21 protein-coding genes and 1 pseudogene are annotated in these 25,608 nt (G+C 61.0%); 10 read left to right on the forward strand and 12 right to left on the reverse strand.

The genetic code is table 11. The features are described 5' to 3' along the window. Positions 1–257 precede the first annotated feature (257 nt). The 5 genes from EJ997_RS02360 to ctaE form a co-directional block, all read right to left on the reverse strand. A complete protein-coding gene (locus EJ997_RS02360) occupies positions 258–872 on the reverse strand; it encodes a superoxide dismutase (protein WP_126703162.1) in 615 nt (204 codons plus the stop codon). Positions 873–981: 109 nt separating this feature from the next. Then, positions 982–2,673 (reverse strand): cytochrome bc1 complex cytochrome b subunit, encoded by a 1,692-nt coding sequence (gene qcrB, locus EJ997_RS02365; protein ID WP_206501765.1) that lies wholly within the window; start codon positions 2,671–2,673, stop codon positions 982–984. Then, a complete protein-coding gene (qcrA, locus tag EJ997_RS02370; protein WP_126703163.1) occupies positions 2,670–3,698 on the reverse strand; it encodes a cytochrome bc1 complex Rieske iron-sulfur subunit in 1,029 nt (342 codons plus the stop codon). The genes qcrB and qcrA overlap by 4 nt, the downstream gene beginning before the upstream one ends. Continuing rightward, entirely contained in the window at positions 3,695–4,480 is a 786-nt protein-coding gene (qcrC, locus tag EJ997_RS02375) for a cytochrome bc1 complex diheme cytochrome c subunit (RefSeq protein ID WP_228201552.1), read from the reverse strand. Before qcrC ends, qcrA begins: the two co-directional genes overlap by 4 nt. A gap of 52 nt (positions 4,481–4,532) precedes the next feature. After that, positions 4,533–5,168 carry an aa3-type cytochrome oxidase subunit III gene (gene ctaE / locus EJ997_RS02380; RefSeq protein ID WP_228201553.1) on the reverse strand — a complete coding sequence of 212 codons (636 nt, stop codon included), beginning with the start codon at positions 5,166–5,168 and terminating at the stop codon, positions 4,533–4,535. A gap of 272 nt (positions 5,169–5,440) precedes the next feature. On the opposite strand from ctaE, the gene EJ997_RS02385 reads away from it, so the two are divergent. Together EJ997_RS02385 and trpD are read left to right on the forward strand one after the other, a co-directional pair. After that, on the forward strand, positions 5,441–5,878 hold the full coding sequence (locus tag EJ997_RS02385) for a hypothetical protein (RefSeq protein ID WP_126703165.1): 438 nt from the start codon (positions 5,441–5,443) through the stop codon (positions 5,876–5,878). After that, the gene (gene trpD, locus EJ997_RS02390; protein ID WP_126703166.1) at positions 5,875–6,921 is read left to right on the forward strand and encodes an anthranilate phosphoribosyltransferase; all 1,047 of its coding nucleotides are present in this window, start codon (positions 5,875–5,877) and stop codon (positions 6,919–6,921) included. Before EJ997_RS02385 ends, trpD begins: the two co-directional genes overlap by 4 nt. A 156-nt stretch (positions 6,922–7,077) precedes the next feature. Here trpD and EJ997_RS02395 read toward each other — a convergent pair whose 3' ends face one another. Genes EJ997_RS02395 through EJ997_RS02405 form a run of 3 tightly spaced genes read right to left on the reverse strand, consistent with a single transcriptional unit; the run spans position 7,078 to position 9,560 of the window. Beyond that, complete coding sequence (locus EJ997_RS02395) at positions 7,078–7,356, reverse strand: Lrp/AsnC family transcriptional regulator (protein ID WP_126703167.1); 279 nt, start codon at positions 7,354–7,356, stop codon at positions 7,078–7,080. A gap of 33 nt (positions 7,357–7,389) precedes the next feature. Continuing rightward, positions 7,390–9,141 carry a DEDD exonuclease domain-containing protein gene (locus EJ997_RS02400; protein ID WP_126703168.1) on the reverse strand — a complete coding sequence of 584 codons (1,752 nt, stop codon included), beginning with the start codon at positions 9,139–9,141 and terminating at the stop codon, positions 7,390–7,392. Beyond that, entirely contained in the window at positions 9,141–9,560 is a 420-nt protein-coding gene (locus tag EJ997_RS02405; protein WP_126703169.1) for a hypothetical protein, read from the reverse strand. Before EJ997_RS02405 ends, EJ997_RS02400 begins: the two co-directional genes overlap by 1 nt. Before the next feature lie 58 nt (positions 9,561–9,618). Here EJ997_RS02405 and EJ997_RS02410 point away from each other — a divergent pair, with 58 nt between their 5' ends. Beyond that, positions 9,619–10,830: a pyrophosphate--fructose-6-phosphate 1-phosphotransferase gene (locus EJ997_RS02410; protein WP_126703170.1), complete on the forward strand. Its 1,212-nt coding sequence runs from the start codon at positions 9,619–9,621 to the stop codon at positions 10,828–10,830. A gap of 91 nt (positions 10,831–10,921) precedes the next feature. Continuing rightward, the gene (locus tag EJ997_RS02415) at positions 10,922–12,283 is read left to right on the forward strand and encodes a class II 3-deoxy-7-phosphoheptulonate synthase (RefSeq protein WP_126703171.1); all 1,362 of its coding nucleotides are present in this window, start codon (positions 10,922–10,924) and stop codon (positions 12,281–12,283) included. Positions 12,284–12,454: 171 nt separating this feature from the next. Here EJ997_RS02415 and pknB read toward each other — a convergent pair whose 3' ends face one another. Then, entirely contained in the window at positions 12,455–14,419 is a 1,965-nt protein-coding gene (gene pknB, locus EJ997_RS02420) for a Stk1 family PASTA domain-containing Ser/Thr kinase (RefSeq protein WP_126703172.1), read from the reverse strand. 68 nt (positions 14,420–14,487) lie between these two features. Further along, positions 14,488–15,891, reverse strand: a complete 1,404-nt coding sequence (locus tag EJ997_RS02425; protein WP_164719725.1) for a lytic transglycosylase domain-containing protein — start codon at positions 15,889–15,891, stop codon at positions 14,488–14,490. 149 nt (positions 15,892–16,040) lie between these two features. Here EJ997_RS02425 and EJ997_RS02430 point away from each other — a divergent pair, with 149 nt between their 5' ends. Then, the gene (locus tag EJ997_RS02430; RefSeq protein WP_228201556.1) at positions 16,041–16,391 is read left to right on the forward strand and encodes an Rv2175c family DNA-binding protein; all 351 of its coding nucleotides are present in this window, start codon (positions 16,041–16,043) and stop codon (positions 16,389–16,391) included. A gap of 256 nt (positions 16,392–16,647) precedes the next feature. Here EJ997_RS02430 and EJ997_RS02435 read toward each other — a convergent pair whose 3' ends face one another. Next, positions 16,648–17,721 carry a polyprenyl synthetase family protein gene (locus tag EJ997_RS02435; protein WP_126703174.1) on the reverse strand — a complete coding sequence of 358 codons (1,074 nt, stop codon included), beginning with the start codon at positions 17,719–17,721 and terminating at the stop codon, positions 16,648–16,650. Between the two features lie 104 nt (positions 17,722–17,825). Between EJ997_RS02435 and EJ997_RS02440 the strand changes: the two genes are divergently transcribed. The 5 genes from EJ997_RS02440 to EJ997_RS02460 all read left to right on the forward strand — a co-directional run bounded on the left by EJ997_RS02440 (position 17,826) and on the right by EJ997_RS02460 (position 24,919). Continuing rightward, a complete protein-coding gene (locus EJ997_RS02440) occupies positions 17,826–18,743 on the forward strand; it encodes a DUF4192 family protein (RefSeq protein WP_126703175.1) in 918 nt (305 codons plus the stop codon). Between the two features lie 115 nt (positions 18,744–18,858). Continuing rightward, positions 18,859–19,959, forward strand: coding sequence for a glycine cleavage system aminomethyltransferase GcvT (gcvT, locus tag EJ997_RS02445; protein WP_126703176.1), 1,101 nt, complete (start codon positions 18,859–18,861; stop codon positions 19,957–19,959). 17 nt (positions 19,960–19,976) lie between these two features. Further along, entirely contained in the window at positions 19,977–20,351 is a 375-nt protein-coding gene (gcvH, locus tag EJ997_RS02450) for a glycine cleavage system protein GcvH (RefSeq protein WP_126703177.1), read from the forward strand. Then, complete coding sequence (gene gcvP, locus EJ997_RS02455) at positions 20,348–23,233, forward strand: aminomethyl-transferring glycine dehydrogenase (protein WP_126703178.1); 2,886 nt, start codon at positions 20,348–20,350, stop codon at positions 23,231–23,233. The genes gcvH and gcvP overlap by 4 nt, the downstream gene beginning before the upstream one ends. Before the next feature lie 162 nt (positions 23,234–23,395). Next, entirely contained in the window at positions 23,396–24,919 is a 1,524-nt protein-coding gene (locus tag EJ997_RS02460; protein ID WP_126703179.1) for an RNA polymerase sigma factor, read from the forward strand. Here EJ997_RS02460 and EJ997_RS13900 read toward each other — a convergent pair. Beyond that, a pseudogene (locus tag EJ997_RS13900) lies at positions 24,916–25,577 on the reverse strand (3'-5' exonuclease). The gene EJ997_RS02460 and the pseudogene EJ997_RS13900 overlap by 4 nt on opposite strands. Positions 25,578–25,608: the final 31 nt, after the last annotated feature.

Here is a 25,608-nt window from a genome sequence, read left to right on the forward strand (position 1 = left end):
TTAAGAGAGCGTACCGGGTGCCGGATTACTGTCAGTTGCTATGGCACTACCGATAACACTGCTGTGGTGAATGGACTGTGGGAACCGAGAGCCGCCGGGCTTTGTGACCGGGTGCAAGCCGTCGGTCACGAGGAGCGACAGTTCGACATGAGCTACGTGTAGAGATAGAGATCAGGATTGTGTAGAGACGACTGTGGGCGGCTGGCTAAGCCAACCGCCCACAGTGGAGTCAGTGTCCGGTTTCCCGGGTATTCACGCTACTTGACGATAACGGTCTTCTTGGCGTCCTCGAGGCGGCTGGCAACGTCCTGCCAGTTGACGAGATTCCAGAATGCCTTGACGTAGTCAGCCTTGACGTTCAGGTAGTCGAGGTAGAAGGCGTGCTCCCACATGTCGAGCATGAGGATCGGCAGGGTGCCGACGGGAACGTTGTTCGCCTGATCGTAAAGCTGGAAGGTGGTGAGCTTACCTGCGACCGAGTCGTAGGCAAGGACGGACCAGCCGGAGCCCTGGATCCCCGTGGCAACTGCGGTGAACTGCTTGACGAAGGTGTCGAAGGAGCCGAATGCGTCCTTGATGGCCTCCATGAGCTCGCCCTCGGGCTCGCCGCCACCGTTGGGGGAGAGGTTCTTCCAGAAGATCGAGTGGTTGATGTGACCACCGAGGTTGAAGGTCAGGTTCCTCTGGGCCAGGTTCAGCGATGCGAAGTCACCGGACTCCTGAGCGGCAGCGATGGCTTCCAGAGCCGAGTTTGCGCCGGTTACGTAGGTGTTGTGGTGCTTGCTGTGGTGCAGCTCCATGATCTTGCCGGAGATGTGCGGCTCGAGAGCAGCGTAATCGTAGTCGAGCTCAGGCAGTGTGTACTGTGCCATGGTGTCATTCCTCCAAGTCTGCCCAGTCGTTCGTATTGACCGGGACCTTTGTCTTACTAGTCTTACTCATGAGCGGGCCTGCTATCTAGCAAACCCGCTCATGGCGAAATCAGGACTCGATCTCGTCCTGGTCCGTGCGCTCAAGCTGAGCAACGGATGTGGACTGCGAACTGTGGTCCAACTGGTGATGCGATGCCTGTGCGGCCGCGAGTTCGCTCTTCGTGACCGGCTCAACGCGGTCTTCGAAGAAGAACCGGGAGACGGCCGAGCGGCGCTTGAGCGACTTGTAATCGCTGCGGACGATTCCGTCTGCGTCGGTGTCCGAACCGACCTCGAGCGGGCGGTGCAGATCGTGCTGGACGAGGGTCCACAGCTCGTAGTCGTCGAGGGGACGGTGAACCGAGTGGAATGCGCCATCCGGGGTCTGCACGACGCGTCCGGTTGCTCGTCCGTGCATGGCGAGTTCGCGGTCTCGCCTCTGGAGGGACAGGCAGATGCGCTTAACCAACCAGAAGGTGATGAACGGTGCGATGAGGAACGCTATTCGCAGAGCCCACGTAATGCCGTTAAGAGACAGCTCGAAGTGGGTTGCCAAAATGTCGTTACTTCCCGCGATCACGAGAATGAAGAACTCGACAATGATGATGCAGCCGATAGCGGTACGTACGGGGACGTTTCGGGGACGGTCGAGGATGTGGTGCTCCCGCTTGTCGCCTGTCGCATATGCCTCGATGAAGGGGTATGCGGCAAGCGCGGTGAACAGAATTCCGGGGATGACTACGCCGGGGATGAGAATGCTCATCGAGAACGTGAAGCCAAGCCACTCGAATTCCCAACCTGGCATGAGGCGTAGTGCCCCTTCCAAGAACAGCATGTACCAGTCAGGCTGGGCGCCGGCAGAGACGGGGGATGGGTCATACCCGCCGTAACTCCACACGTTGTTGATCGACAACGTGGCGCCCAGTAGCGCGATGAAGCCAAACACGATAAAGAAGAATCCGCCTGCCTTCGCCGCGTACACCGGGAATACGGGATATCCGACCACGTTATCTTCCTTGTGGCCCGGGCCGGGGTACTGGGTGTGCTTGTGGATGACAACCATGAGGAGATGCAGTCCAACAAGTGCCAGGATCAGGCCGGGAACAACGAGGATGTGAAGCGTGAACAGCCTGGGAATGATGTCCATGCCCGGGAATTCGCCACCGAATAGCCCAAACGACACCCACGTACCGAGGATTGGTATTGCTTTCGCAACGCCGTCGGCAATGCGCAGGCCGTTGCCTGACAGGACGTCATCGGGCAGGGAGTAGCCGGTGAAGCCGGCGAGCAGGCCAAGGATGAGAAGCGTGAAGCCAACGACCCAGTTGAGCTCGCGGGGCTTGCGGAACGCGCCGGTGAAGAACACGCGGAACATGTGGGCCACGATCGATGCCATGAACAGCAGTGCCGCCCAGTGGTGCATCTGGCGCATGAGGAGGCCGCCCTTGACCTCGAACGAGATCTTCAGGGTGGATGCGTACGCCTCCGACACGTGGTTGCCCTGTTCGGTTACGGGAAGAGCATCCAGCGGATATGTTGTCGTCGCCATCGAAGGGACGAAGAACATTGCGAGGAAGATACCCGTGAGGATGAGGGTGATGAACGAGTAAAGCGCTACCTCACCGAGGAGGAACGACCAGTGGTCGGGGAACAGCTTGCGCGCAAACCCCTTGATGACACCGGACATGCCGACGCGTTCGTCAACATAGTTGTACGCTCCGCCGGACTGCTTCGGCTTTTGTGAATACTTCGGAGTGGTCACTTCTTACGCTCCCAGTAGCTCGGGCCGACAGGTTCGGGGAAATCGCCCTCGGCAATGAGGTAGCCCTCTTCGTCAACGGTGATCGGCAACTGCGGTAGGGGCCGCTTAGCCGGGCCGAACACAACCTTCGCGCCGTCGGAGACATCGAATGTCGACTGGTGGCAGGGGCAGAGCAGATGGTGGGTCTGCTGCTCGTAGAGAGCCACGGGGCAACCAACGTGCGTGCAAATCTTCGAGAAAGCAACGATGCCATCGAGTGAGTTCTCGGGCTGCTTGAGGTCCTTCTCATCGAGACGGATCACAAGAACGACGGCCTTGGCTTTCTCGTCCGCGTAGCCCTCCTCGTGGGAGAGATCGTTGAGTCCCTCGGGAATGACGTGGAAGACCGAACCAATCGTTACGTCATCCATCTTGATGGGGCGCGACATGTCGTGCGGCCCGTCAGTCATGAGGCGCTTGCCCCTAGCCCACATGGTGTGCTTCAGCTTGCTGATGTCCCAGCCGTCCTCTTCACCCAGGTTCGCGACCAGGGGAACAAGGAAGGGCAGGGGAACGAGGGCAAGGGCACCGCCGAGAGCGGCCGTGATGAACGGGCGGCGAGCGACGCCGGAATCGGCGACGCCCTGGCGCATGATCTCCATGGCCTCGGCGCGCTCCTCGGGGGACGTGCGGGAGGTGTGACGCTCCTCAACCATCTCCTCGTCGTTCATGAGGGCCTTCGCCCAGTAGACGGCTGCGAAGCCAATACCGCCGAAACCGATGGCAAGCCCCAGTCCAAGGACGAGGTTGCCGAGGCGGATATTGCCGAGCGTCGAGTAGTCCGGGAGCACGAAGTAGAGGACGACCGCTGCGAGCGACGCGAGTGCCGACAGCGAGAAGACACCCGTGACGATTGCGGAGTCGAGCTTCTTCAGGCCCGGCTTCGACTCATTCTTCCGAGGAGTGTGCGGGGGCAGCCCCGGGTTCTCAAACCTCTCCTCGGGGTCATTGCTCAGCGTCGATGCTGACTGAATGTCCTTGCTCAAGACTTCTTCGCTCCAATCCAAACGGCAATGAGGCAGAGTCCGCCAATGCCGACGATCCAGATCCACATGCCTTCAACAACGGGGCCAACAGAACCCAGGTTGTTGCCGCCGATCGACTCGGCGTTCTGCTGGTGGTCGATATAGGAAATGATGTCCTGCTTACCCTGTTCGGTGATGTTGGCGTCATTGAACACAGGCATCGACTGCGGGCCGGTCACCATGGCCTCGTAGATCTCCGTCGGAGTGGAGTCCATGAGGGACGGGGCGACCTTGCCCTCGGAAAGTGCGCCACCGGCACCAACGGCGTTGTGGCACATGGAGCAGTTCGTGCGGAAGAGCTCCATGCCGGAAGCCGGATCGCCCTTCGCGGGATCGACCAAGTCTGCGGACGGAATTGCCGGGCCGGGGCCAAGCGTTGCTACGTACGCGGAGACGTCGTAAATCTGCTCTTCGGTGAACTGAACGTCCTTCACTTCGGCCTGGGGCGAGTTATTCGCCATCGGCATGCGACCCGTGATCATCTGGAAGTGGACGGAGGCAGCTCCCACACCGGTGAGTGACGGTGCGATATCGGTGCCGGCAGCATCCGGGCCGTGGCAGGAGGCGCAGTTCGCCTCAAAGATGGCCTCGCCCTCCTGGACGTTAGCTTCCGAGGTGCCCTGGGTGGCGGTAGCGCTACCGGGGGCCACGAGTGAGTAGATTCCGGCCGTCAAGAACAGTGCAAACAGCAGAAGGACGACCGGGGCGTACCGGTTCCTTCTGACCATGGCGGAGATCTTCACGATGAGGGCCTCGCTTCTTCAGTGATTGAGTAGGGACGGGAAACGGTGATCATCATTTGAGAACGTAAATGATGAAGAACAGGGCGATCCAGATGACGTCAACGAAGTGCCAGTAGTAGGACGTGACGACTGCGGTGGATGCCTCGCGGTGGCTGAACTTCCTCGTGATCGACGTGCGGCCGATAATCAGAAGGAAAGCAATGAGACCACCGATAACGTGGATGGCGTGGAAACCGGTCGTGATGTAAAAGACCGATCCGTAGCTGCTTCCACTGATCGTTACGCCGTGCGTGACGAGCTCGTAGTACTCGAAGATCTGGAGGCAAACGAAGATCGCTCCGAGGAAGAAGGACAGCATGTACCACTCGGTCATGCCCCACTTCCGAAGGTCAAGGAAAGACCCCTCGCGGCGGGCGATCATCTTCTCAGCCTTCCACACGCCGAACTGGCACGTGATGGACGAGGTCATCAGGATCAGGGTGTTGATGGCTGCAAAGGGCACGTTCAATGACTCGGCCGCCTGGCTCCACGCAGCTTCGCCCGCAACGGAGCGGTGCGTGAAGTACATGGCGAACAGGCCCGCGAAGAACATCAGCTCGCTGGAAAGCCAGACGATGATGCCCACGGACAGGACATTGGGACGCGTTACGTGTGGCGCACGATGGGCAGCCGAAGTTGCTGTACTCACAGTGGACATTATGTCTTAAAAATCCCTGGACTTCTGCATTTCTTGGGATGAAAGTCCCAGATCCGCGTGAAATGTCCCATTAGTCGCAGTTAAATCTCATCAAACAAGCGAATTAGTCCGATCTTTGAGGCTTACACCATAGTTGTTTGGCGTTTCCTTAGTAAATTGCGCAGTGTTCCGTTGCGAAAGACGCGTACGGACGGCGTGCCCTGAATTGTCCCGTTCGCGATAGGATGGCACCTGCATAGAAACGTTTCCGGATGGAGGACAGAATGTCGGATCTCGTACGATCTCAGGACGCGGCTGTCGCGACGACCAAGGCAACCGCCAAGGTCATGATCTACAGCGATGACCGGGCAACGCGCGATGAGGTGCGGATGACCGTTGGCCGCAGGCCTGGCAAGGGCGCGCCCACAATCGAGTGGTTTGAGGCAGCGACCGAGTTTGGCATCGAGGACCTTCTCGAGAAGGAAACGTTCGACCTGCTGATCTTCGATGGTGAGGCCAGCAAGGTTGGCGGCATGGGTCTCGCCAAGCAGCTCAAAGACGAGGTCGAAGCATGCCCGCCGGTTCTCCTCCTCATTGCCCGCCCGCAAGACGAGTGGCTGGGCCGCTGGTCGCAGGCGGAGGAAATGACGACCTTCCCGATTAACCCCCGCGACATCCAGCAGAAGGTGACAAAGCTCCTCATGGGAGCGAACGCACGATGAGTGACCGCACCTGGTCTGAACTCACTTCCCGGTTGATCCGGCGCGAGGACCTCGCGCTGGAAGACACTCGTTGGGCCATGGACGAAGTCATGTCCGGGCAAACGTCCCCGGTGATCCTCGCAGGGTTCCTCACGGCGCTTGCCACGAAGGGCGAGACGATCGCGGAACTCCGGGGTCTTGCCGACGCCATGCTGGAGCATGCGACCCCGATTGAACTTGACCGCGACACGCTCGACATCGTGGGAACGGGTGGCGACCGCCTGAAGACGGTCAACATCTCGACGATGTCCTCGCTCGTCATTGCGGCAGCGGGTGTCAAGGTCGTCAAGCACGGCAACCGTGCCTCCTCGTCGTCATCGGGTTCGGCGGACTGTCTGGAGGCTCTCGGTGTTGATCTGAACCTTCCGAAGGAACGCGTGGTCGACAACTTCTCCGAGCTTGGTATCACCTTCCTGTTCGCTAACCTGTTCCACCCGTCAATGCGACACGCTGCGGTCGCCCGCCGCGAGCTTGCGGTCGGTACAGCGTTTAACGTTCTTGGCCCGCTGACCAACCCGGCACGGCCCCGTGCCGGGGCCATCGGCGTGTCGTCCGCTCACCACGCCCCGATTGTTGCCGGCGTTCTTGCGGACCGCGGTAACGATGCTCTCGTGTTCCGCGGCGACAACGGCATGGACGAACTGAACGCGGTTGCCGTCAACCACGTGTGGGAAGTGCGGGACGGCGCCGTCGAATACACCGCGGTTAACGCGCCGGCCGATCTCGGACTCGACCCCGCCACGGTTGAGGATCTCCGAGGAGCGGACGCCACGTTCAACGCCGATGTAGCGCGCAGGGTTCTTGCGGGGGAGAAGGGCGCCGCTCGCGACGCCGTTCTTCTCAACGCGGCGGGTGCGCTGGTCGCCGACGGAAGGCTCGTCGCACCCGACTCGGGCTCCCTTATCGAGCGCCTGGGCAAGGGCCTTGAGATTGCGCGGGAGACGATCGACACGGGCAAGGCCGACGACCTGCTGCGCCGCTGGGTCGAACTCTCACACGCCTAGTCGCGGCTCGTTTGCGGCGGCAGTCGCGCCGGCACAGCCGGACGACGACATCTTCATAGAACTGCTCCCCGGGTAGGAACTGATTGTCAGTCCTATTCCGGGGAGCTTTTCGGTTAGGTGGCCCTGCTGCGCAGGTCGATCACGCGGGCACCATCATCAGTCGAGTCCGATGTGGAAGGCCGCCTCGAGGTCGTGCTGGGAGTAGGCGCGGAACGCGATGTAGGTGACGGTGTCGATCACGCCCTCAACCTTGCCCATCTTGTCCGCTATAACGTCGGCAAGCCTGTCATGGTCGGAGACCCGGACGACGGCGATCAGGTCGCGGTCACCGGTTGTGGAGTACACCTCGGAAACGCCCTTAATTTGGGTGAGTTCCTCGGCAACCTCCGGGATGCGGCCACTGTCGGCGTCGATGAGCACAATTGCTGTCAGCATGCAGATTCCTTTCGCTTCCTCAATGGCTCCAGCTTACGCTCTCGAACGGGATGGAGTGCGTTCGACTGCCACGTCGATCGTGAATCGCAAAGGTGAGAAACGAGAGACAGCGAATGGCTGGTCGGGGGAGTTCAGCAGGCGAGCTGTTGGCGACGTGATCCAGTTGTAGAGAAGCTCGGTCTCTTCGACCGGGGCAGCCCCGCAGGCGGTCTCCGGCCGCTCAACGGCCTTTGTTGCAGAGGCAAGCGCCTCCACGGTTCCCAGGACCTCGTGGACGGAATTCGCAACGGCTGATCCGGCGAGCCTTCCCCACCGCACGACGATGATTTCCCAGCCGCGATCGGCGGGACGGGAGGCTCGCAACTCCGGGATGTTCGACAGGAGGGAGAGTCTTTCGTGCCGTGCCGCCGTACGGACGAGAGCGGACAGCCGATCCCGTTCATCCGCGGCGCGTTCGAACTCTTCGCGGGAGGACAGTGTCCGGAGGTTGTCCATTGCGGACTCAACGGCCCGGTCTACGGTTCCCGAGAGCAAACCCCGGGTTTCGGGAACGGCATCTTGGGAGATTCCGGTGACACACGGGGCAGAGCACATCCCCATGTCTAACAGCGAGCAGGCGCGAGCATTCGGCTTAGGTACTGTCGGTAACCGCGTCGTGCACGTGCGGATCCGGGTAACGCGTTCGAGGAGGTCCTTGGCTCGCCGGGCCGCCTTAGCGGAGGTGAATGGCCCGAGTGCATGTGCCATGTTGTCCGTCGGGACGGAGCGAACGATGGAGAGCCTGGGATGTGGTTCGTTGGTGAGAACGATCCAGGGGCGCTTCTCCGGGCTCTTTGAGCGGCGGTTGTAGGGCGGGCTGTACTGCTGAATGTCGCGAAGCTCGAGAACCTGGGCTTCGAGCCTGGTTGCGGTCGATGTGGCCTCGACCCGCACGGCAAGGTCGACCATTTCCCCAATTCGGGACCTTTTCTCGGCAGCGGTGAAGTACTGGCGGACCCGCTTGTAGACGTTGACTGAGGTGCCGACGTACATGACTTCGTTCGACGGGCCAATGAACCGGTACACGCCCGGGGTGCGGGGCAGGTCGTCCGCGAGATGAGCTTTCGTCCGCCTGCGGTACGGCACGTTATCGGTCGCGGTCTTCAGGTCCTCGAGGTGGGTGACGCCGAGCGGCCCGAGCCGTCCGAGCATGAACTGGAGGAGCTCTTCGGTTGCCTTCGCATCATCCAGAGCCCGGTGGTTCGGCTGAGTTTGTGTTCCGATGACACGGGCAAGAGTTCCCAGCTTGTAGTTCGGGGTCTCGTCCTTGCTGATCGTGCGGCGTGCCAGTTGCACGGTGTCCAGCGTCATGAGCTTCGGGAAGGGAAGGTCAAGGGCAGCTGCCGCTGCCTTGAGGTGGCCCACGTCGAATCGAGCATTGTGGGCGACAAGGACCGTGTCGGGGGAGTTGCCCAAGAATTCGAGGAAGGCGGGAAGGACCTTGGCGATTCGTGGGGCGTCGATAACCATGGCGGTGGTGATACCGGTGAGGACGGTAATGAACGGAGGAATGGGCTGATTCGGGTTCACGAGGGTGGCGAACTCGCCGATGACTTCGCCGCCGCGGGACTTCACCGCCCCGATTTCCGTGATCTCTTCGGACCCCGGCGCGCCGCCGGTTGTTTCGAGGTCGACAACGACGAACGTTGCCTCCCGCAGGTCCGTTCCCAGTTCCGAGAACGACATTTGAACGGGAATGCCCTCGTGGGCGCGCCTACTGTCTTCGAGGATTAGCCGTCCTGCCACTACACTCTCATCCCATCGTCGCCATCATCCCCGGTCGCAAAAGCAACGACCCAGGCAACCCCGGCACCCGCCGCGGCTATGACGACAACGATAAAGAGCGTCGGGGACAGAGTGAGGACGGAAACTTCGTTGAGGACGATGAGAACAAGCCCGATACCCACAATGGCGAGCAGGACCTTTCCGAGTGTCGAAAGGGGCCGTTTACCCATGGCCTCATACGTGGCGTCCAACACGTCGTCGGCCGCTTCCGGTTGCTCGTCATCGAGCTCGGGCTGCACCCAGTCACGGGGACGAGCGGCTCGCTGAGCCGGAGGAACAGCCGAAATCGGCCAATCGGCACCATCGAACGCGTCACCGAGTTCTGCCGCGTAGCGGTCCCAGTCGGTCTCATCCATTCCGTCTTTGTTCTCAGGGCCCATGATTTACATCGTATGACAGATAGAATGAATCGGTACTGTTCCCAATGGAAGGTTAATCATGGCATTGAACCGTGTTGCTATCTTGACTGCGGGCGGCTTCGCCCCCTGCCTTTCTTCCGCTGTTGGCGGGCTCATTGAGCGCTACAACGAGCTGGATCCCGAAATCGAGATTGTCGGCTACGAGTACGGCTACCACGGCCTGCTCACCGGCACGAAGATCGTATTCGACGAGGAGGCACGCAAGAACGCAGGAGTTCTTCAAAACTTTGGCGGTTCCCCCATTGGTAACTCGCGGGTCAAGCTCACGAACGTTGACGATCTCGTCAAGCGCGGCCTCGTCAAGGAAGGCGAGAACCCGCTCGAGGTAGCTGCGGAGCAGCTCCGCAAGGACGGCGTTGACGTTCTTCACACCATCGGTGGTGACGACACGAACACGACCGCCGCTGATCTCGCTGCCTACCTGCACGAGCACCAGTACGAGCTGACCGTCGTTGGTCTTCCCAAGACGATCGACAACGACATTGTTCCGATCGCCCAGTCCCTGGGCGCCCTCACGGCGGCTGAGGAGGCTGCCGAGTATGCGATCAACATCATCGGTGAGCACCGTTCCTCGCCCCGCATGCTCATCATCCACGAGGTCATGGGACGCGCCTGCGGCTACCTGACGGCACGCGCCTCCTACGACTACCGTCGCTGGGTTGACGCCCAGGAGTGGCTGCCCTCGGCCGGCCTCAAGAAAGAACGCTGGGACATCCACGCCGTGTACCTGCCGGAAATGGATATCAACCTTGAGACCGAGGCAGAGCGTCTCCGCGGTGTCATGGACGAGCAGGGCAACGTCAACATCTTCCTCTCGGAGGGTGCCGGCGTCGACGAGATCATTGAAGAGATGGAAGCGGCCGGCGAAGAGGTTCCCCGCGATCCCTTCGGCCACGTCAAGCTTGACAAGATCAACCCTGGACAGTGGTTTGCCGACAAGTTCGCCGAGCGCCTCGGTGCCGAGAAGGTCATGGTCCAGAAGTCCGGCTACTACTCGCGTGCAGCCAGCGCGCGTGCCGAGGATCTGCGCCTTATCAAGGGCATGGTCGACTACGCCGTCGAGTCCGCACTCCGCGGAGACTCGGGCGTTGTCGGACACGACGAGGAGGACGGCAACAAGCTGAAGTCCATCAAGTTTGACCGCATTGCAGGCCACAAGAAGTTCAACATGTTTGTTCCGTGGTTCGAAGAGGTCATGGAGACCATCGGCCAGCCCCTCAAGGCTGACTGAGCAACTCATCTGACTGACTCAAATTAACGAAAGGGTGACCGCGTGGCGGACGGATTCCGCCACGTGGTCACTTCTGTATAGGATCGGTGTCGTGGAATCGCAACCAGTACATGAGATTTACCAGTCGCTCGAACGCTGGCGGGAACTGCCCGCCAAGCACCAGCCTGCCTGGCCGGATGCTGACAAGGTGCGGGGCGTTGGCGACTATCTGCGCTCCATGCCGCCCCTCGTCTTTGCTGGCGAGGCCGATACGCTCAAGGAAGAGATCGCCAAGGCGGGCCGCGGAGAGGCTTTTATCCTCCAGGGCGGCGACTGCGCCGAAACGTTTGTGGACTCCGTGTCCGCGGCTCGTATCCGCGCAAAGATCCAGACCATCTTGCAGATGGCGATCATCCTGACCTACGGGGCTGCACTCCCGGTTGTGAAGATTGGGCGCATGGCGGGTCAGTACGCGAAGCCGCGTTCCAACCCGCTGGAGACCCGCGATGGCGTTGAGCTGCCCTCCTACATGGGAGATGCTGTCAACGGTCACGACTTCACGCCCGAGCAGCGGATCCCGGATCCGCAGCGCATGGTGGATGCCTACCATCGCTCGGCAACAACCCTGAACCTGATTCGGGCCTTCACCGGTGGCGGCTTTGCCGACATGTCGAAGGTGCACGAATGGAACAAGGGCTTTACGGAGAACCCGGCGTACAAGAAGTACGAGAAGATGGCGGAAGACATCGACTGGGCACTCCGCTTCATGAGTGCCGCGGGGATTGACTCCCCGAACCTGCGTACGGTGGACATGTACTCCTCTCACGAGGCGTTGCTACTCGAATACGAGACGGCAATGACTCGTATCGACCAGCGCACCAGCAAGCCGTACAACACGTCCGCGCACTTCCTGTGGATCGGTGAACGCACCCGCGACGTCGACGGTGCCCACGTCGACCTGCTTTCGCACGTCCGCAACCCCATTGGTGTCAAGCTTGGACCGACCTCAACAGTCGATGATGCCAGGCGCCTCATGGACAAGCTCAACCCGGACGGTGAGGAAGGCCGCCTGACCTTTATCACCCGCATGGGTGCTTCGAAGATCAGGTCGATCCTTCCCGACCTCGTCGAGGGCATTACGAGCGACGGGCGCCCGGTTACGTGGATGACGGACCCGATGCACGGCAACACAATCACCGCGTCGAATGGCTACAAGACGAGGCGCATGGAAGATGTTGTCGATGAAGTCCGCGGCTTCTTCGACGTCCACATCGGACTTGGCACGGTGCCCGGCGGTGTTCATATCGAACTCACCGGTGACTCCGTCACCGAGGTTCTCGGCGGCTCTGAAGAACTGTCTGAAGAGATCCTTTCTCAGCGGTACGAGACGCTCGTTGATCCGCGCCTCAACCACAGGCAGTCGCTCGAGCTAGCGTTCCTTGTCTCCCAGATGTTGCGAGACAGCGACAAGTAGCAGACTAAAGATTGCCGGCTGTAACCGGCGGGCCTTCTAACCAAAGAAGAAGCGGCAGACCATGCAGGTCTTCCGCTTCTTCCGTTATCTGATTTGTCGCGATGGGACGCCTTTACCCATATTGAAGTGCGTGGGGGTCCTGGACTTCGTTTGTCGAAGACTGCGCTTGTCCTAGACGACGATGAGGGTGATGACGGTGCCACGAGGGTGTTCTTCACCTGCGGGAATCGATTGTTCGCGGACCCGGTTGAAGACGCCTCCGAGGAAGTCTTCGTACTCGACAACAAAGCCCAATTCCTCGAGCACGTCCGTTGCGTCGCCGCGAGACATGCCGTAGACGTCCGGAACTTCGAACAGCTCGGGGCCAAGGGAGATCGTGAGCGTCACCGAGTCACCGCGGAAGGCTGAGCCTGAGGTCGACTGTGCAATCACGTTGCCCTCGGGAACTTCGTCGGAGTAGGCATTGTCGGTATCGACCTCCAAGCCGACCTCGGTAAGGGTCTCGGTTGCTTCTTCAAGCGGCTGGCCGGTGACGTCGACAATCTCGACGGGCTCCCGACCGAGCGAGACGGTCAGGGTAACAACGGAGGAATGGTCGACCTCGGTGGAAGCCTCGATCGACTGCTCGATAACGTTGCCTTCGAGGACGGTCTGGGAGTAGTCCTCGTCGTATTCCACCTCGAGACGGTTGTCCGTTAGCTGCTGCGTGGCCGTCTCCCGGGGAAGTCCAACGACCGAGGGAACGGTGACCTGTTCGATTCCGAGGGAAACCGTGAGCGTGACTTCCTCGTTCTTTGCCATCTGCGTGGCAGGCTCGGGATCGGAAGAGATGACGTAGCCTTCGCGGATATCGTCCGAGTAGTCCGTTTCGATCACCGGGGTAAGTCCGACGGTCTCAATGATGGTGACGGCAGCGTCCTGCTGCCTGCCAGCGACGTCAGGCACGGCGATTCTCATGCCGGGTCCGGCGGTGAAATACCAGTAGACGCCGGCAGCGGAGGCGCCGATAAGGAGGAGGATAATGAGCCACCGCCATATCGTCGACGTGGTCGAGGAAGCGACCTCGTTGGAGCCAGAGCGGCGCTTGGCGATCTCATGACCGCGGGAAATCTTCCGTTTCGTCTGCTCCGGGGGAGCCGTGAGAACAGCTGTCTTGTGGGCGGGCGTGAACGTGCGGGTGTCGTGCGAACCGGTCTGTGCAAGCTTGTTTCGCTCGGACGAAGTGCGGTCAAGGTTCGTGGGGGTAACGGCGACCCGTCGCTTGGCGATGATGTCATCAAGATCGTTGAGTACGGCCTGGACGCGGTCCCGGGCCTCGGTACCGTTAGCGGGGCGCTGCTCAGGGTTCTTGGCGGTGAGCAAACCAATGAGGGAGTCGACAGAGGACGGGATCCACGGTGCCATCGTCGACAGGCGTGGCATGTTGTCGTTGACATGCTTGTATGCCAGGGCAATGGGAGTTTCAGCGGTGAACGGCACATCACCGGCGATGAGCTCGTAGAGCATGATGCCGGCGGCATAAATGTCCGATCGGGCGGTCGCCTGCTCCTGGAGCACTTCGGGTGCCAGGTAGGCCACGGTGCCGAGCACGGTGCCGGCGGTTGTTGACCGGGCGGCCGCAACGGCGCGGGCGAGGCCAAAGTCGGTGACTTTCGCGTTCACGTCGTCACCGTTGACGAGCATGACATTCTCGGGCTTCACGTCGCGGTGAATAAGGCCCGCCTGGTGCGCGGAACCGAGGGCGGCAAGAACCTGGCGAATGATTTCCAGAGCCATACCGAGGGGCAGAGAGCCGCGCCTGCTGAGTTCGGTACGCAGATCGTCGCCGCTAATGTATTCCATGACGAGGTAGGCCATGGCGTTGACGGTGTCGGACTCGACGGTGCCCTCGTCATAGACGGAGACAACGTTCGGGTGGGAAAGCTTTGCGGCGGCGAGTGCTTCCCGGTGGAAACGCTGGACGAACTCGTCCTGGTCGGCCAGGTGCGGATGCATGACCTTGACGGCCACGTCCCGGTCCAGTCGCTGATCCTGGGCCTTGTAGACGGTGGCCATGCCGCCCCGCGCCACGCGGGCACGAATGAGGTACCGTCCATCGATGACGGTCCCCAGAAGCGGATCAGGCACAGTTTTCACGTATATAGACTAAACGACGCTCCCCAGCTCCGACGGTAAGCGGGGCTGGGGAGCAGTGACCATTGAGATTAACGGAACTGTGCCATGGAGGCCTTGACACGCTGGACGTACTGCTGGGTGTCGGAGAACATGCCGTAGCGGCGCACGGATCCGAGGCCCTGGTAGTAGCCAGCAATGCCGGCGTCAAGCGAGCCGGCGCTTGCCTGGAGCTGACGGATGATGACAACACCGGCCACGATGTTCTCGTACGGGTCAAGCAGGTTCAGGTCGCGGCCGACCAGGTCCGAGGCCCATTCGCCCGAAGAGGGAATGACCTGCATGGTCCCGATAGCGTTTGCGGGGGAGACCGCGCGAGCATCGAAGCCCGACTCCCGGAAGGCGTGTGCCTGGGCCAGTGCCGGGTCGACCCCATACTGAATCGCTACCTGGCGGACCATGGCCTGAGTCTCCGCACGCGAGGGCACGGCGATCGAGTTCAGGTATGCCTTGTTCTCATTGGCGGAACGAACCGTGGCATCCGGGTACGTGTAGTGCAGGAAAGTGTTCGGGACGAGATCGTAGGATCCGCCGCCCGTGTTCGATGCGGTGCCCGCCACGGTCAGGACCTGACCCGGGTAGATCACGGTCGAGGACAGGCCCGAGGCCCGCATAATTGCCGAAACTGTGGTGCCGTGCTTTGAGGCAATTGCTCCGAGGGTATCGCCACGCTTGACGGTGTAGGTCGTGGACTCCGCGCTCGGGGCGGGAGTGCTTGGAGTGGAGCTCGCCGGGGTCGACGTGCTTGCTGAACCGCTGAGCTTCAGGACCTGACCGGGGTAGATCATGTTTGCGTTCTTGAGTCCCGACGCCGTAACGATCGCGGAGACCGTCGTGTTGTGGCGAGCGGCAATGGCTCCGAGAGTGTCTCCGCGCTTCACCGTGTAGGTCGACGCCGATGAGGAACCGTTCGATGCTGAAGAAGAGGAAGAAGAGCTCGCAGAATTGCTCGAGGAGGACGCCGTGAGCGACAGCTTCTGTCCGGGGTAGATGATGTCCGAAGAGAGTCCGTTGTTCGACTTCAGAGCGGACACGGACGTGCCGTTCTTCAGAGCGATTCCCGACAGTGTATCGCCGCGCTTCACGGTGTAGGTCTTCGCCGACGCACTCGAACCGGTGGTGTTCGATCCGGACGAAGCGGCAGGTGCAGTCGACTGGGTGGAACCGGAGGACGGGATCTCGAGCCGCTGTCCCGGGTAGATCACGGCGCTGCGGCCGAGACCGTTCGCTTCAATGATCGAGTTCATCGAAACGCCGAAGCGCTGCGAGATCTCCCAAACCGAATCGCCGCTGGCGACCTGGTATGTCGCGGTCGGGAGCTTGAGTGCCGGATTGTCGGCGGGAAGGTCAGTTGCTGAGGCGGGAAGGGGAGCAAGAGCTCCGATGGCGGCCGTTGCAGCCATGGTTACGCCGAATGAGCGCCGTGAGTACGACATCGATCCTCCGAGACAGGTCACGTTACCGATGAGCTTAATGATTATGTTGTTCACCGTGATAAATTTGTGACAGATGGTTCAGATGTGACACTAGTCGATGATGCGGCGTGTCGCCAACCGAAATGAAAAATTGGTCCTATCATCTTCCTGTGAACTCTGTCTTGCCCGATCAGATGTCCCTTCCCGAGGTTGCAGACGCGCTCAATGTGCGGCTCCGAGACGTGCGAACGATGATTTCTGACCAACGTCTTCTCGCTACGCGGCCTAGCGGTCCTCTTGTTGTCACAAGCGATCAGCTTGTCGAATCTGATAACGGCTGGGAGGTTCTTGGTAACCTCCGTGGCACGCTGGTCCTGTTGGCCGACAGTGGCTTCAGTGATGACGAAGCGCACGACTGGCTACACCGCTTTAATAATGAGCTTGAGGCAACCCCCATGGATGCCCTGCACGACGGGAAGCACCGAGCCGTGCGCCGGGTAGCCTCGGCCCTCGCCTACTGAGCAATGCGTGACTGTGCAAGGCCAGTTTGCTGCCTGGGCGCCGGTGCTTACGTGCCCGCGTTGGCACGCGAAACTTTAATTTCATGAACGACATCATTTAATTGAGATCGGGTCCCGCTGAAATGTGAGCGGGACCCGATCTTTAATTGGCCGATGTCCTAATGGATGCATCTAGGCGCGAGGTTCAGACGCAGTTACACCCGGGAAGTCACTCGCAACCTGTGCGCCTACCTGGTGTCGGTACTTGGCGGCTGTCTCAGTGCTTCCTGTTGGTTAGCCGCTGCATGAGCTGGTCGAGCAGGTCCTTGCCGGGGCCGGCAGGGAGTTCCTCCCACGCGAGCTGGGCGGCACGTTCGCGTTCGGCAATGAGTTCCTCGTGCTCGTCCCAGGCGCCGCAGTCGACAATGGCTGCCGTTATGTCCCGCACCTGGGTGTCGGTGAGATCCTGGCCGAGCGCGCGTGCGATCTCGGTTGCTTCCGGAGTTCCTGCGAGGCGAGCAAGCGTGGTGAGGATAAGGACGGTTCGCTTACCTTCGCGCAGATCGCCACCGGTGGGCTTGCCGGTCCGTGCCGGGTTACCTGCAACACCGAGGGCGTCATCCCGTAGCTGGAAGGCCTCACCGAGGGGTGAGCCGATTCTGTTCAGGGTGTCGAGCAACGTTTCGTCTGCTCCGGCGGCGTCCGCACCAATGAGGAGGGGATCGCGCACCGAGTAGCGCGCCGACTTGTGGCGAAGAACTGAGAAAGCATCCTGCCGGGCCGCAAGAAGGGCCTCGCGCGGATTGTCTCCGTCCAGGAGTGCAATGAGATCGATGTTCTCGGCGCGAATGTCGAGGAACTGTCCGAACGCCACCTCGGCGCACATTGTTTGGAAACGCTGATTGGCCGGCATCGAGGCATGCTTCAGCATGTGGGAGGAAGCGAGGGCGAGAAGGAAGTCGCCAGAGCAGATTCCCGCATCCCGTCCAAACATTGCCGAGTCGCCAACAAGGTCCGAGTTCTCAAAGTTGCTGGCAAAGGCCACGTGAACGGCTGGCTGTCCGCGCCTCGTGGGGGAATCATCCATGATGTCGTCATGGACAAGGGCCGCGCCCTGGAAGATTTCGACTGCAGCGGCCACTTCAAAAGCGCTGTCAGAGGGTTCGATCCCGGTTGTGCACATGGCGCCAGCGATCGACAGGAGTCCGCGCACCCGCTTACCGCCACCCAGGAGGTTCAACGTTGGGTCGGTAAAGGACTGGAGCAGAGCCCGATCCGCGTCCGGAAAACCATACCCTTTCAAAGCGTCAAGGGTGCGATCGGAAATTATCGAGGGAAGGGACTCATGCATGCCCCCACTCTAACGTGAAAGGGCACTCTTATCGGCACCCGACTGTATCCACAGCTTCGCTTCCTCGAGCTTTCTCGGTGCGGCATTCGCGGTTTTATCGGGGCATGAGAGCAACGCAACCCGGGGTCATCCCCCTCGCACATTTGTCATACGCAGCCGTCGAAGCCATGGACTACGAAACCAGCGGCAAGCTCGCACTGATCCGAACGAATGATCAGCTCGTTGCCGAGGTCCGCATCCTCGACATGGAGTACTGGAAGGAAGTGGAGGCCCCCGAACCAGCCGAAAGCGCAATTGCATTAATTTTCCCCGACACGCACGACCTCAGCGACCCGGAGCTTCTCAAGATCACACGAGCGCTTCACAAACTCAAGGGAGAGGGCGGCTTCTCCTGGGATGTCATCATCTCGCACGGCGGTGTCCGCTTCCGCATCTACTCCAATCACGGTTGGCTTGACGAACCAGAATCTGACGCGATGACGAACGACCGCCTCGACACCTTGATCGAGGCCTTCGACGGGCCACGGCCGGAAGGTAGCGGCCCAATGTTCAGCCTCGACGATGCTGAAGAAGCTGACGATCAGTGGCGTCTCGCGCTCCAAGAAGAATTGGAGGGCACACCACCCACGGCCACTCCCGCCACCGGATCGCTGCAAATGGGGTCAATAAGGGACACGATCATCGTCTGGGCCGTCGGCAAGCCCGGTGCGGACAACATCGAAGTGGGCCAGGCCTTCGTGCCGCCCAGCTATCCACCCGACCGAACCCGCATCGACGCCGCCCTGACGCTCCTCGCCAAAAGAGTAGGAGAACCCGACGGAGTACACGCCCTCGCGTGCGCCGCGTACCTCGCCTGGTGGTGCGGCTACTCCCGGCTCGCCACTCATCTCTACTTCCGTGCCAAATCGACACGCGTCAAGAGCCGATTGGCAGACCTCGTGTGGACCGCCCTGCAACAGGGAATCGTCCCGCCTTGGTGGAAGTCCGAAGACGAGGAAGAAGACCGCCCTCCGCGCGAATAGTAGCTTCACCCATCCGCCCGGAGGTGGCGCCCCACCCCACAGCATCGGCATCCCCTGGGACAACGAGTCGGGCAATTGCGTCGCGCGCCATACAAAAAGCGGGAATAATGACCGTATGAGCTTGAATGTGACTGCCCTGGAGACCAAGCACCTCGAACTTGGTGCGACGATGACGGATTTTGCGGGATGGAACATGCCGCTCCGTTACACCTCCGACAGGGAGGAACACACCGCGGTCCGTGAACGGGCTGGCATGTTCGACCTGTCCCACATGGGCCAGATTAGAGTGGAAGGCCCCGACGCGGGAGCGGTCCTCGACTATTCGCTCGTCAACATCCTGTCGGGAATGCCGATTGGTCGAGCCCGCTACTCGCTCATGGTCGACCAGGCCGGCGGCATCATCGACGACCTCATCGTCTACCGCAATGACGACACCGACTTCCTCGTCATAGCTAACGGCGCCAACCGGCTCACGGTCGCCGACGAACTCACCAGCCGCTCCGCCGCCATCGAAGCCCGCGTCGCCATCCAGGACAACACCGAATCCCGCTGCCTCATCGCCGTCCAAGGCCCCGCCAGCCTCGACATCCTCCTCTCCATCATCGACGAAGAGGACCGCGCAGCGGTCGCTGAACTCGGCTACTACCGGCACGGCAGGTATGCGCTCGCGGGCGTCCCGATCCACCTCGCCCGCACCGGTTACACGGGTGAGCGCGGCTACGAGGTGATGGCGGACGCGAACGCAGCGATCCAGTTGTGGGACATCATCGCCACGGCGGGGGAGGCTCACGGATTGCAGCCGTGCGGCCTGTCGGCACGCGACACGCTTCGGCTCGAGGCAGGCATGCCGCTGTACGGCAACGAACTCTCTCGTGACGTTACCCCGGCGGGTGCCGGGCAGGGTCGGGTCGTCAAGCTCGACCACGAGTTTGTTGGCGCTCAGGCCCTTCGGTCCCACGGTGATCCCGCCACATCGCTGTACGGTCTCGTAGGAGAAGGCAGGCGAGCTGCTCGAGCGGGCTCACTAATACGTATCGACGGAGAGGACGTTGGGGAGATTACGTCCGGCGTGCTATCCCCAACGCTCGGGTACCCGATCGCGCTTGCGCTGCTGAAGCCAGGAATCGGCGAAGGCCAAGCCGTCGTCGCCGACGTGCGAGGTAAAGACCAACCCATGACCGTCACAGCGCTACCGTTTTACCAGAGCAACAACTAAGAAAGAGGAAGGTGCCCATGTACCCCAACGATCGCAAGTACAGCCCGGACCACGAATGGCTGACGGAGACAAGCCCCGCACGGGTCGGAATCACCGAGTTCGCGGCCACCTCCCTCGATGAGGCCGTTTATGTTGAACTCCCCGACGTCGGTGACGAAGTCACGGCTGGAGAAGCCTGCGGAGAAATCGAATCGGTCAAGTCTGTATCCGACCTCGTCGCACCCGCCTCCGGAACGGTTACCGCCGTCAACGAAGCAGTCGTTGATGACCCGAAGCTCGCGACCGATGATCCGCACGGAGAGGGCTGGCTCTACGAACTCGACGTGACCGCCGCAGGAGATGACCTCATGGACTCTAAGGCCTACCGGGCACTGATCACGGAGACGAAATGACAGAATTTCTTCCCCGGCACATTGGAACGTGGGGGAGTGACCGTCAGGCCATGCTCGCCAAGGTCGGCGTTGCCAGCCTCGACGAGCTAACCGACATTGCCCTCCCGCACGGGCTCACGAGAAGCGCCACCGAGGGACTTCCCGAGGCGGCCTCCGAGCAACAGGTCCTCGCGCGGCTTACTGAGCTTTCGGAAAAGAACACGGTCAGAACCTCGATGATCGGGCAGGGTTACTACGACACCGTCACGCCCGCCGCGATCCGCAGGAACATTCTTGAAAACCCTTCCTGGTATACGGCATATACGCCCTACCAGCCCGAAATCAGCCAGGGCAGACTGGAAATGCTCGTCAATTTCCAGACCGTCGTCTCCGAACTGACCGGGATGGACATCGCGGGCTCCTCGATGCTCGACGAAGCAACGGCCGTTGCCGAAGCCATGCTGCTCGCCAACAGGGTTGTTAAGAAGCGCAGCACCGTCCTCATCTCACCCGACGTCTTTGACGCCACCCGCGCAGTGGTCCAAACCCGCGCTCGGGCCGTTGATATCAACCTTGTCGAATCCGACTTCTCCGAGATTGACGACACCGTCGCGGCGATTATCATTCAGTACCCCGGTGCATCTGGACATCTGCCCGAGCTCGCCGAACTGGAAGAAGTCACGGCACGCGCCCACGAGGCGGGAGCCCTCGTCATCGTTGCCGCCGATCTCCTCGCACTCACCATCCTGGCCAGCCCGGGAAGCTGGGGCGCAGACATTGTCGCCGGTAACTCCCAGCGATTCGGAGTGCCCATGGCCGGAGGTGGGCCACACGCAGGCTTCCTCGCCGTCAAGGACGCACATAAGCGGCAACTACCCGGACGCCTCGTTGGAGTATCCAAAGACGCAGATGGATCGGTCGCATATCGCCTCGCACTCCAAACCCGCGAACAGCACATCCGCCGCGAAAAGGCCACGTCCAACATCTGCACCGCCCAGGTCCTCCTCGCCGTGACGGCTGCCGCCTACGCCGTCTACCATGGGCCGGACGGGCTTAAGCGAATTGCCGAAACCGTACACGAACACACTGTGGACCTTGCCAAGAAGCTCGGTAGCGTCGGTGTGCCCGTGAACACCACCTCGTTCTTCGACACGATCGAACTTGAAATACCGGGCGGGGCCGACCGGGCACGCCGCAACCTCCTGGCCGCCAACATCACCGCCTGGAAGGTCGATGAATCCACCATCCGGCTCTCCTGCGACGAAACCACCACGTCGGACGTTATCGACGAGGTCGTAGCCGCGCTCGAAGACTGCGGGACGCAGGCGGACATGACCGGAATCGATGCCGGATACCCCGTCTCACTCACCCGTGACGATGACTACCTAACGCACCCGACGTTCCATCGGTACCGCACCGAAACCCTTCTCATGCGCTACCTCAAGACGCTTGCGGACAAGGACTATGCGCTCGACCGCGGCATGATCCCCCTCGGGTCGTGCACGATGAAGCTCAACTCGGCGATCGAAATGTCGCCAATCACGTGGCCCGGCTTCGCAAAGATCCACCCGTTTGCTCCCGAAGCGGACCGCGTTGGATATCTTGAACTCATCGATGAACTGGAAAGCTGGCTAGCCTCGGCCACCGGTTACGACGCGGTGAGCCTCCAACCGAACGCCGGATCACAGGGTGAGCTTGCCGGGTTGCTTGCGATCCGTAAATACCACATCGCCCGCGGGGAGGAAGATCGCCGGATCTGCCTGATCCCGGCATCGGCCCACGGCACGAATGCCGCGTCCGCGGTACTCGCTGGCTTCAGCGTCGCTGTTGTGGCCACCGCTCCCGATGGTTCCGTTGACCTTAATGATCTCGACAAGAAGATCGAGGAGGCCGGGGATCGGATTGGTGCGATCATGATCACATACCCATCCACGCACGGCATCTACGAAGATTCCGTCGGGAAGGTGTGCGCCAAGGTGCGCGATGCTGGGGGACAGGTCTACATCGACGGTGCCAACCTCAATGCTCTCGTCGGCGTTGCGGCGCCGGGCGAGTTTGGTGGCGATGTTTCCCACCTCAATCTCCACAAAACCTTTGCGATCCCGCACGGTGGTGGAGGTCCCGGCGTGGGACCGGTCGCCGCACGCAGTCACCTGGTTCCGTTCCTGCCTTCGCATCCGTTCACGGAGAATAAGGTGACGGGAAGCGAATCGGCGAAGCGCCCCGGTCACGGTGCCGTCTCGCAGGCCCCCTACGGTTCGGCAGGAATCCTTCCGATTTCCTACGCCTACATTCTCCTCATGGGAGGAGAGGGACTCCGGATGGCAACCCAGTCGGCGGTCCTCGCAGCAAACTATGTCGCCGCGCGCCTCGACAAGATCCTGCCGGTGCTCTACCGCGGACCGGGTGGCCTTGTTGGGCACGAATGCATCATTGACCTGCGGCCGCTCCGGGAGGAAACCGGGATTACCGTTGACGATGTTGCGAAGCGTCTCGTTGACTATGGCTTCCATGCCCCGACGATGTCGTTTCCGGTCCCCGGGACTCTCATGATCGAGCCAACCGAATCCGAAGACCTCGGGGAAATTGATCGGCTATGCTCGGCGCTCGAAAAGATTCACGACGAGGCTCGTTCCGTATCCGAGGGCCGCTGGCCCGCGGATGACAACCCGCTCGTCAACGCCCCGCACACGGCAGCTTCCGCTCTTGTGGGTGAATGGAATCACTCCTATTCGCGCGAAGAGGCTGTCTATCCGGGCGTTTCCGACGACGCGCTTTCCGACCCCGCAAAGCTCGGGACTGCGGTTGCCTCGAAGTACTGGCCTCCGGTCCGCCGGGTCGACGGTCCGTACGGAGATCGGAACCTCGCCTGCTCGTGCCCGCCGATCGATGCGTATGTATGATTGAGCGAGCAAGAGCCGTCACCTGCTGAGGTGACTCAGCAAAGATCACTGTTCCCATGCCACAAAAAATCGGGTATGGGAACAAATCTTTGATCTTTAGCGTTGTAGCTCTACAGGTCCTCATATTTTCGGAAGACCGTCCTCTACTTTGGAAGGCAATAAGTGTCTGAAGCGACTACGGCAAGCACCCCGTCGACCGACGCGAAGGGAGATGGCGGCACGTCTGCGCGTCGTACCACCGCACGGAAGACGGGCACCACCAAGACCGCTGCGAAGAAGGCTCCTGCCAAGACCACCGCGGCCAAGTCCACAGCCGCAAAGACCGCGAAGCCCGCCGCGACCAAGTCCGCAGCATCAAAGACCACCGCGTCGAAGACGGCGGCTAAGGCGCCCGCGAAAAAGGCCGCTCCGGCCGCAAAGAAGACCACGACTCGCAAGACCGCGGCCCAGAAGGCTGCGGAGGCTGAGAAGGTCGTCACTCCCGTCGAAGACTCGGCTGAGGAAGTCAACTCCGCCGTCACGCCCGATCTTGAGGGTGACGATGTTGAAGACGTCGACGACGTCGAAATCGAAGACGAGGACGAAGACCTCGACGAAGATGCTGACGCGGAAGAGACCGACGAGGACGACGACGCCAAGGCGAAGCCCGTTGACGCCGATGATGAACCGAGCCGCAGGACGATGTTGCACGCGGAGGAGCGTTCCGGCCAGTTCGTCGTTAAGGACTCCGATAATGCAGACGAGCCGGCTCAGCGCATCCACGTTGCTGGCGCCACGGCTGACCCTGTCAAGGACTACCTCAAACAGATCGGTAAGGTCGCACTTCTGACTGCTGAGGAAGAGGTCGAGCTCGCCCGCCGTATCGAGGTGGGCCTCTACGCGAACTACATCATCACCGAGGATCGCGACAAGATTAAGGACAAGGCCTACGAGCGCCGCCTTAAGTGGATGGTGCGCGACGGTCAGCTCGCCAAGAACCACCTTCTCGAGGCAAACCTTCGTCTCGTCGTGTCACTCGCCAAGCGCTACACCGGCCGCGGCATGCTCTTCCTCGACCTCATTCAGGAAGGCAACCTGGGTCTCGTTCGCGCAGTTGAGAAGTTCGACTACACGAAGGGCTTCAAGTTCTCGACGTACGCAACCTGGTGGATCCGTCAGGCAATTACGCGTGCCATGGCGGACCAGGCCCGTACGATCCGTATCCCGGTCCACATGGTCGAGGTCATCAACAAGCTCGCCCGTGTTCAGCGCCAGATGCTTCAGGATCTGGGCCGCGAGCCCACGACGGAGGAGCTGGCAAAGGAACTCGACATGACCGAGGAAAAGGTCATCGAGGTCCAGAAGTACGGTCGTGAGCCGATCTCCCTCCACACGCCGCTCGGCGAGGATGGTGACTCCGAGTTCGGTGACCTCATTGAGGACTCCGAGGCGGTTGTCCCGACCGACCGCGTTGCCCACATCCTGCTCCAGGAGCAGATCCACCAGGTCCTTGACACGCTTTCTGAGCGTGAGGCAGGCGTTATTACGATGCGGTTCGGCATCAATGACGGTCAACCCAAGACGCTGGACGAGATCGGCAAGAAGTACGGCGTGACCCGGGAACGTATCCGACAGATCGAGTCGAAAACCATGTCGAAGCTCCGTCACCCGTCCCGGTCGCAGGTGCTCCGCGACTACCTTGACTAGGAATTAAGGGTTGCCGGCCCAAGGTCGGCAATGTCGAGCCACTGGATGGAACGCGCCGCTTCTGCGGCGCGTTCCCATTCCCGGGGTAGAACAAGGTTGCCGTGCCGGTCTTGGGCGGTGTCTGCGTACCGTACGCCGCTCAGCTCGGTTTCTAGATAATGGGCAAGAAGAGCAGCGGAACACTGGGCATCGGCAATGCTCCGATGCTTCACGGGCAGCGTAATTTCCGCACGTTCCAGACAGGCGGCAAGGTTATGCCGGCCCGGCGGGAGATAGATTCGCGACTGATCCATCGTGCATACCCCCGCTGCCCGGGGAATCGTCACGGGATATCGTGCGCGAGCAAACTCGGCGTTGAGGAACCCGATATCGAATGACGCGTTGTGCGCAACGACTGCGCGCCCCGAAGGAGCTCAACAACGCGGGGAAGCAGCAAACTGAATGCAGGGGCGGACTCCACATCCTCGTCCGTGAGTCCGTGAATAAAGGTGGCGTCCACGGGACGCTGCGGATTGACGAGGCTCGACCAGTCACCCTGCACCAAACCGGTGGAGTCGACCAGGAGGATACCAATATCGATGACTCGGTCCCTTGTCGGATCGAGCCCGGTTGTCTCCACATCGACGACGGCATACTCCACCTGCCGATTCTCTCCCATTTCTGGTGGCGGCCCAAGTATTGCCGAAGAT

The sequence above is a fragment of the Flaviflexus ciconiae genome (genome assembly GCF_003971195.1).
Classification (GTDB): domain Bacteria; phylum Actinomycetota; class Actinomycetes; order Actinomycetales; family Actinomycetaceae; genus Flaviflexus; species Flaviflexus ciconiae.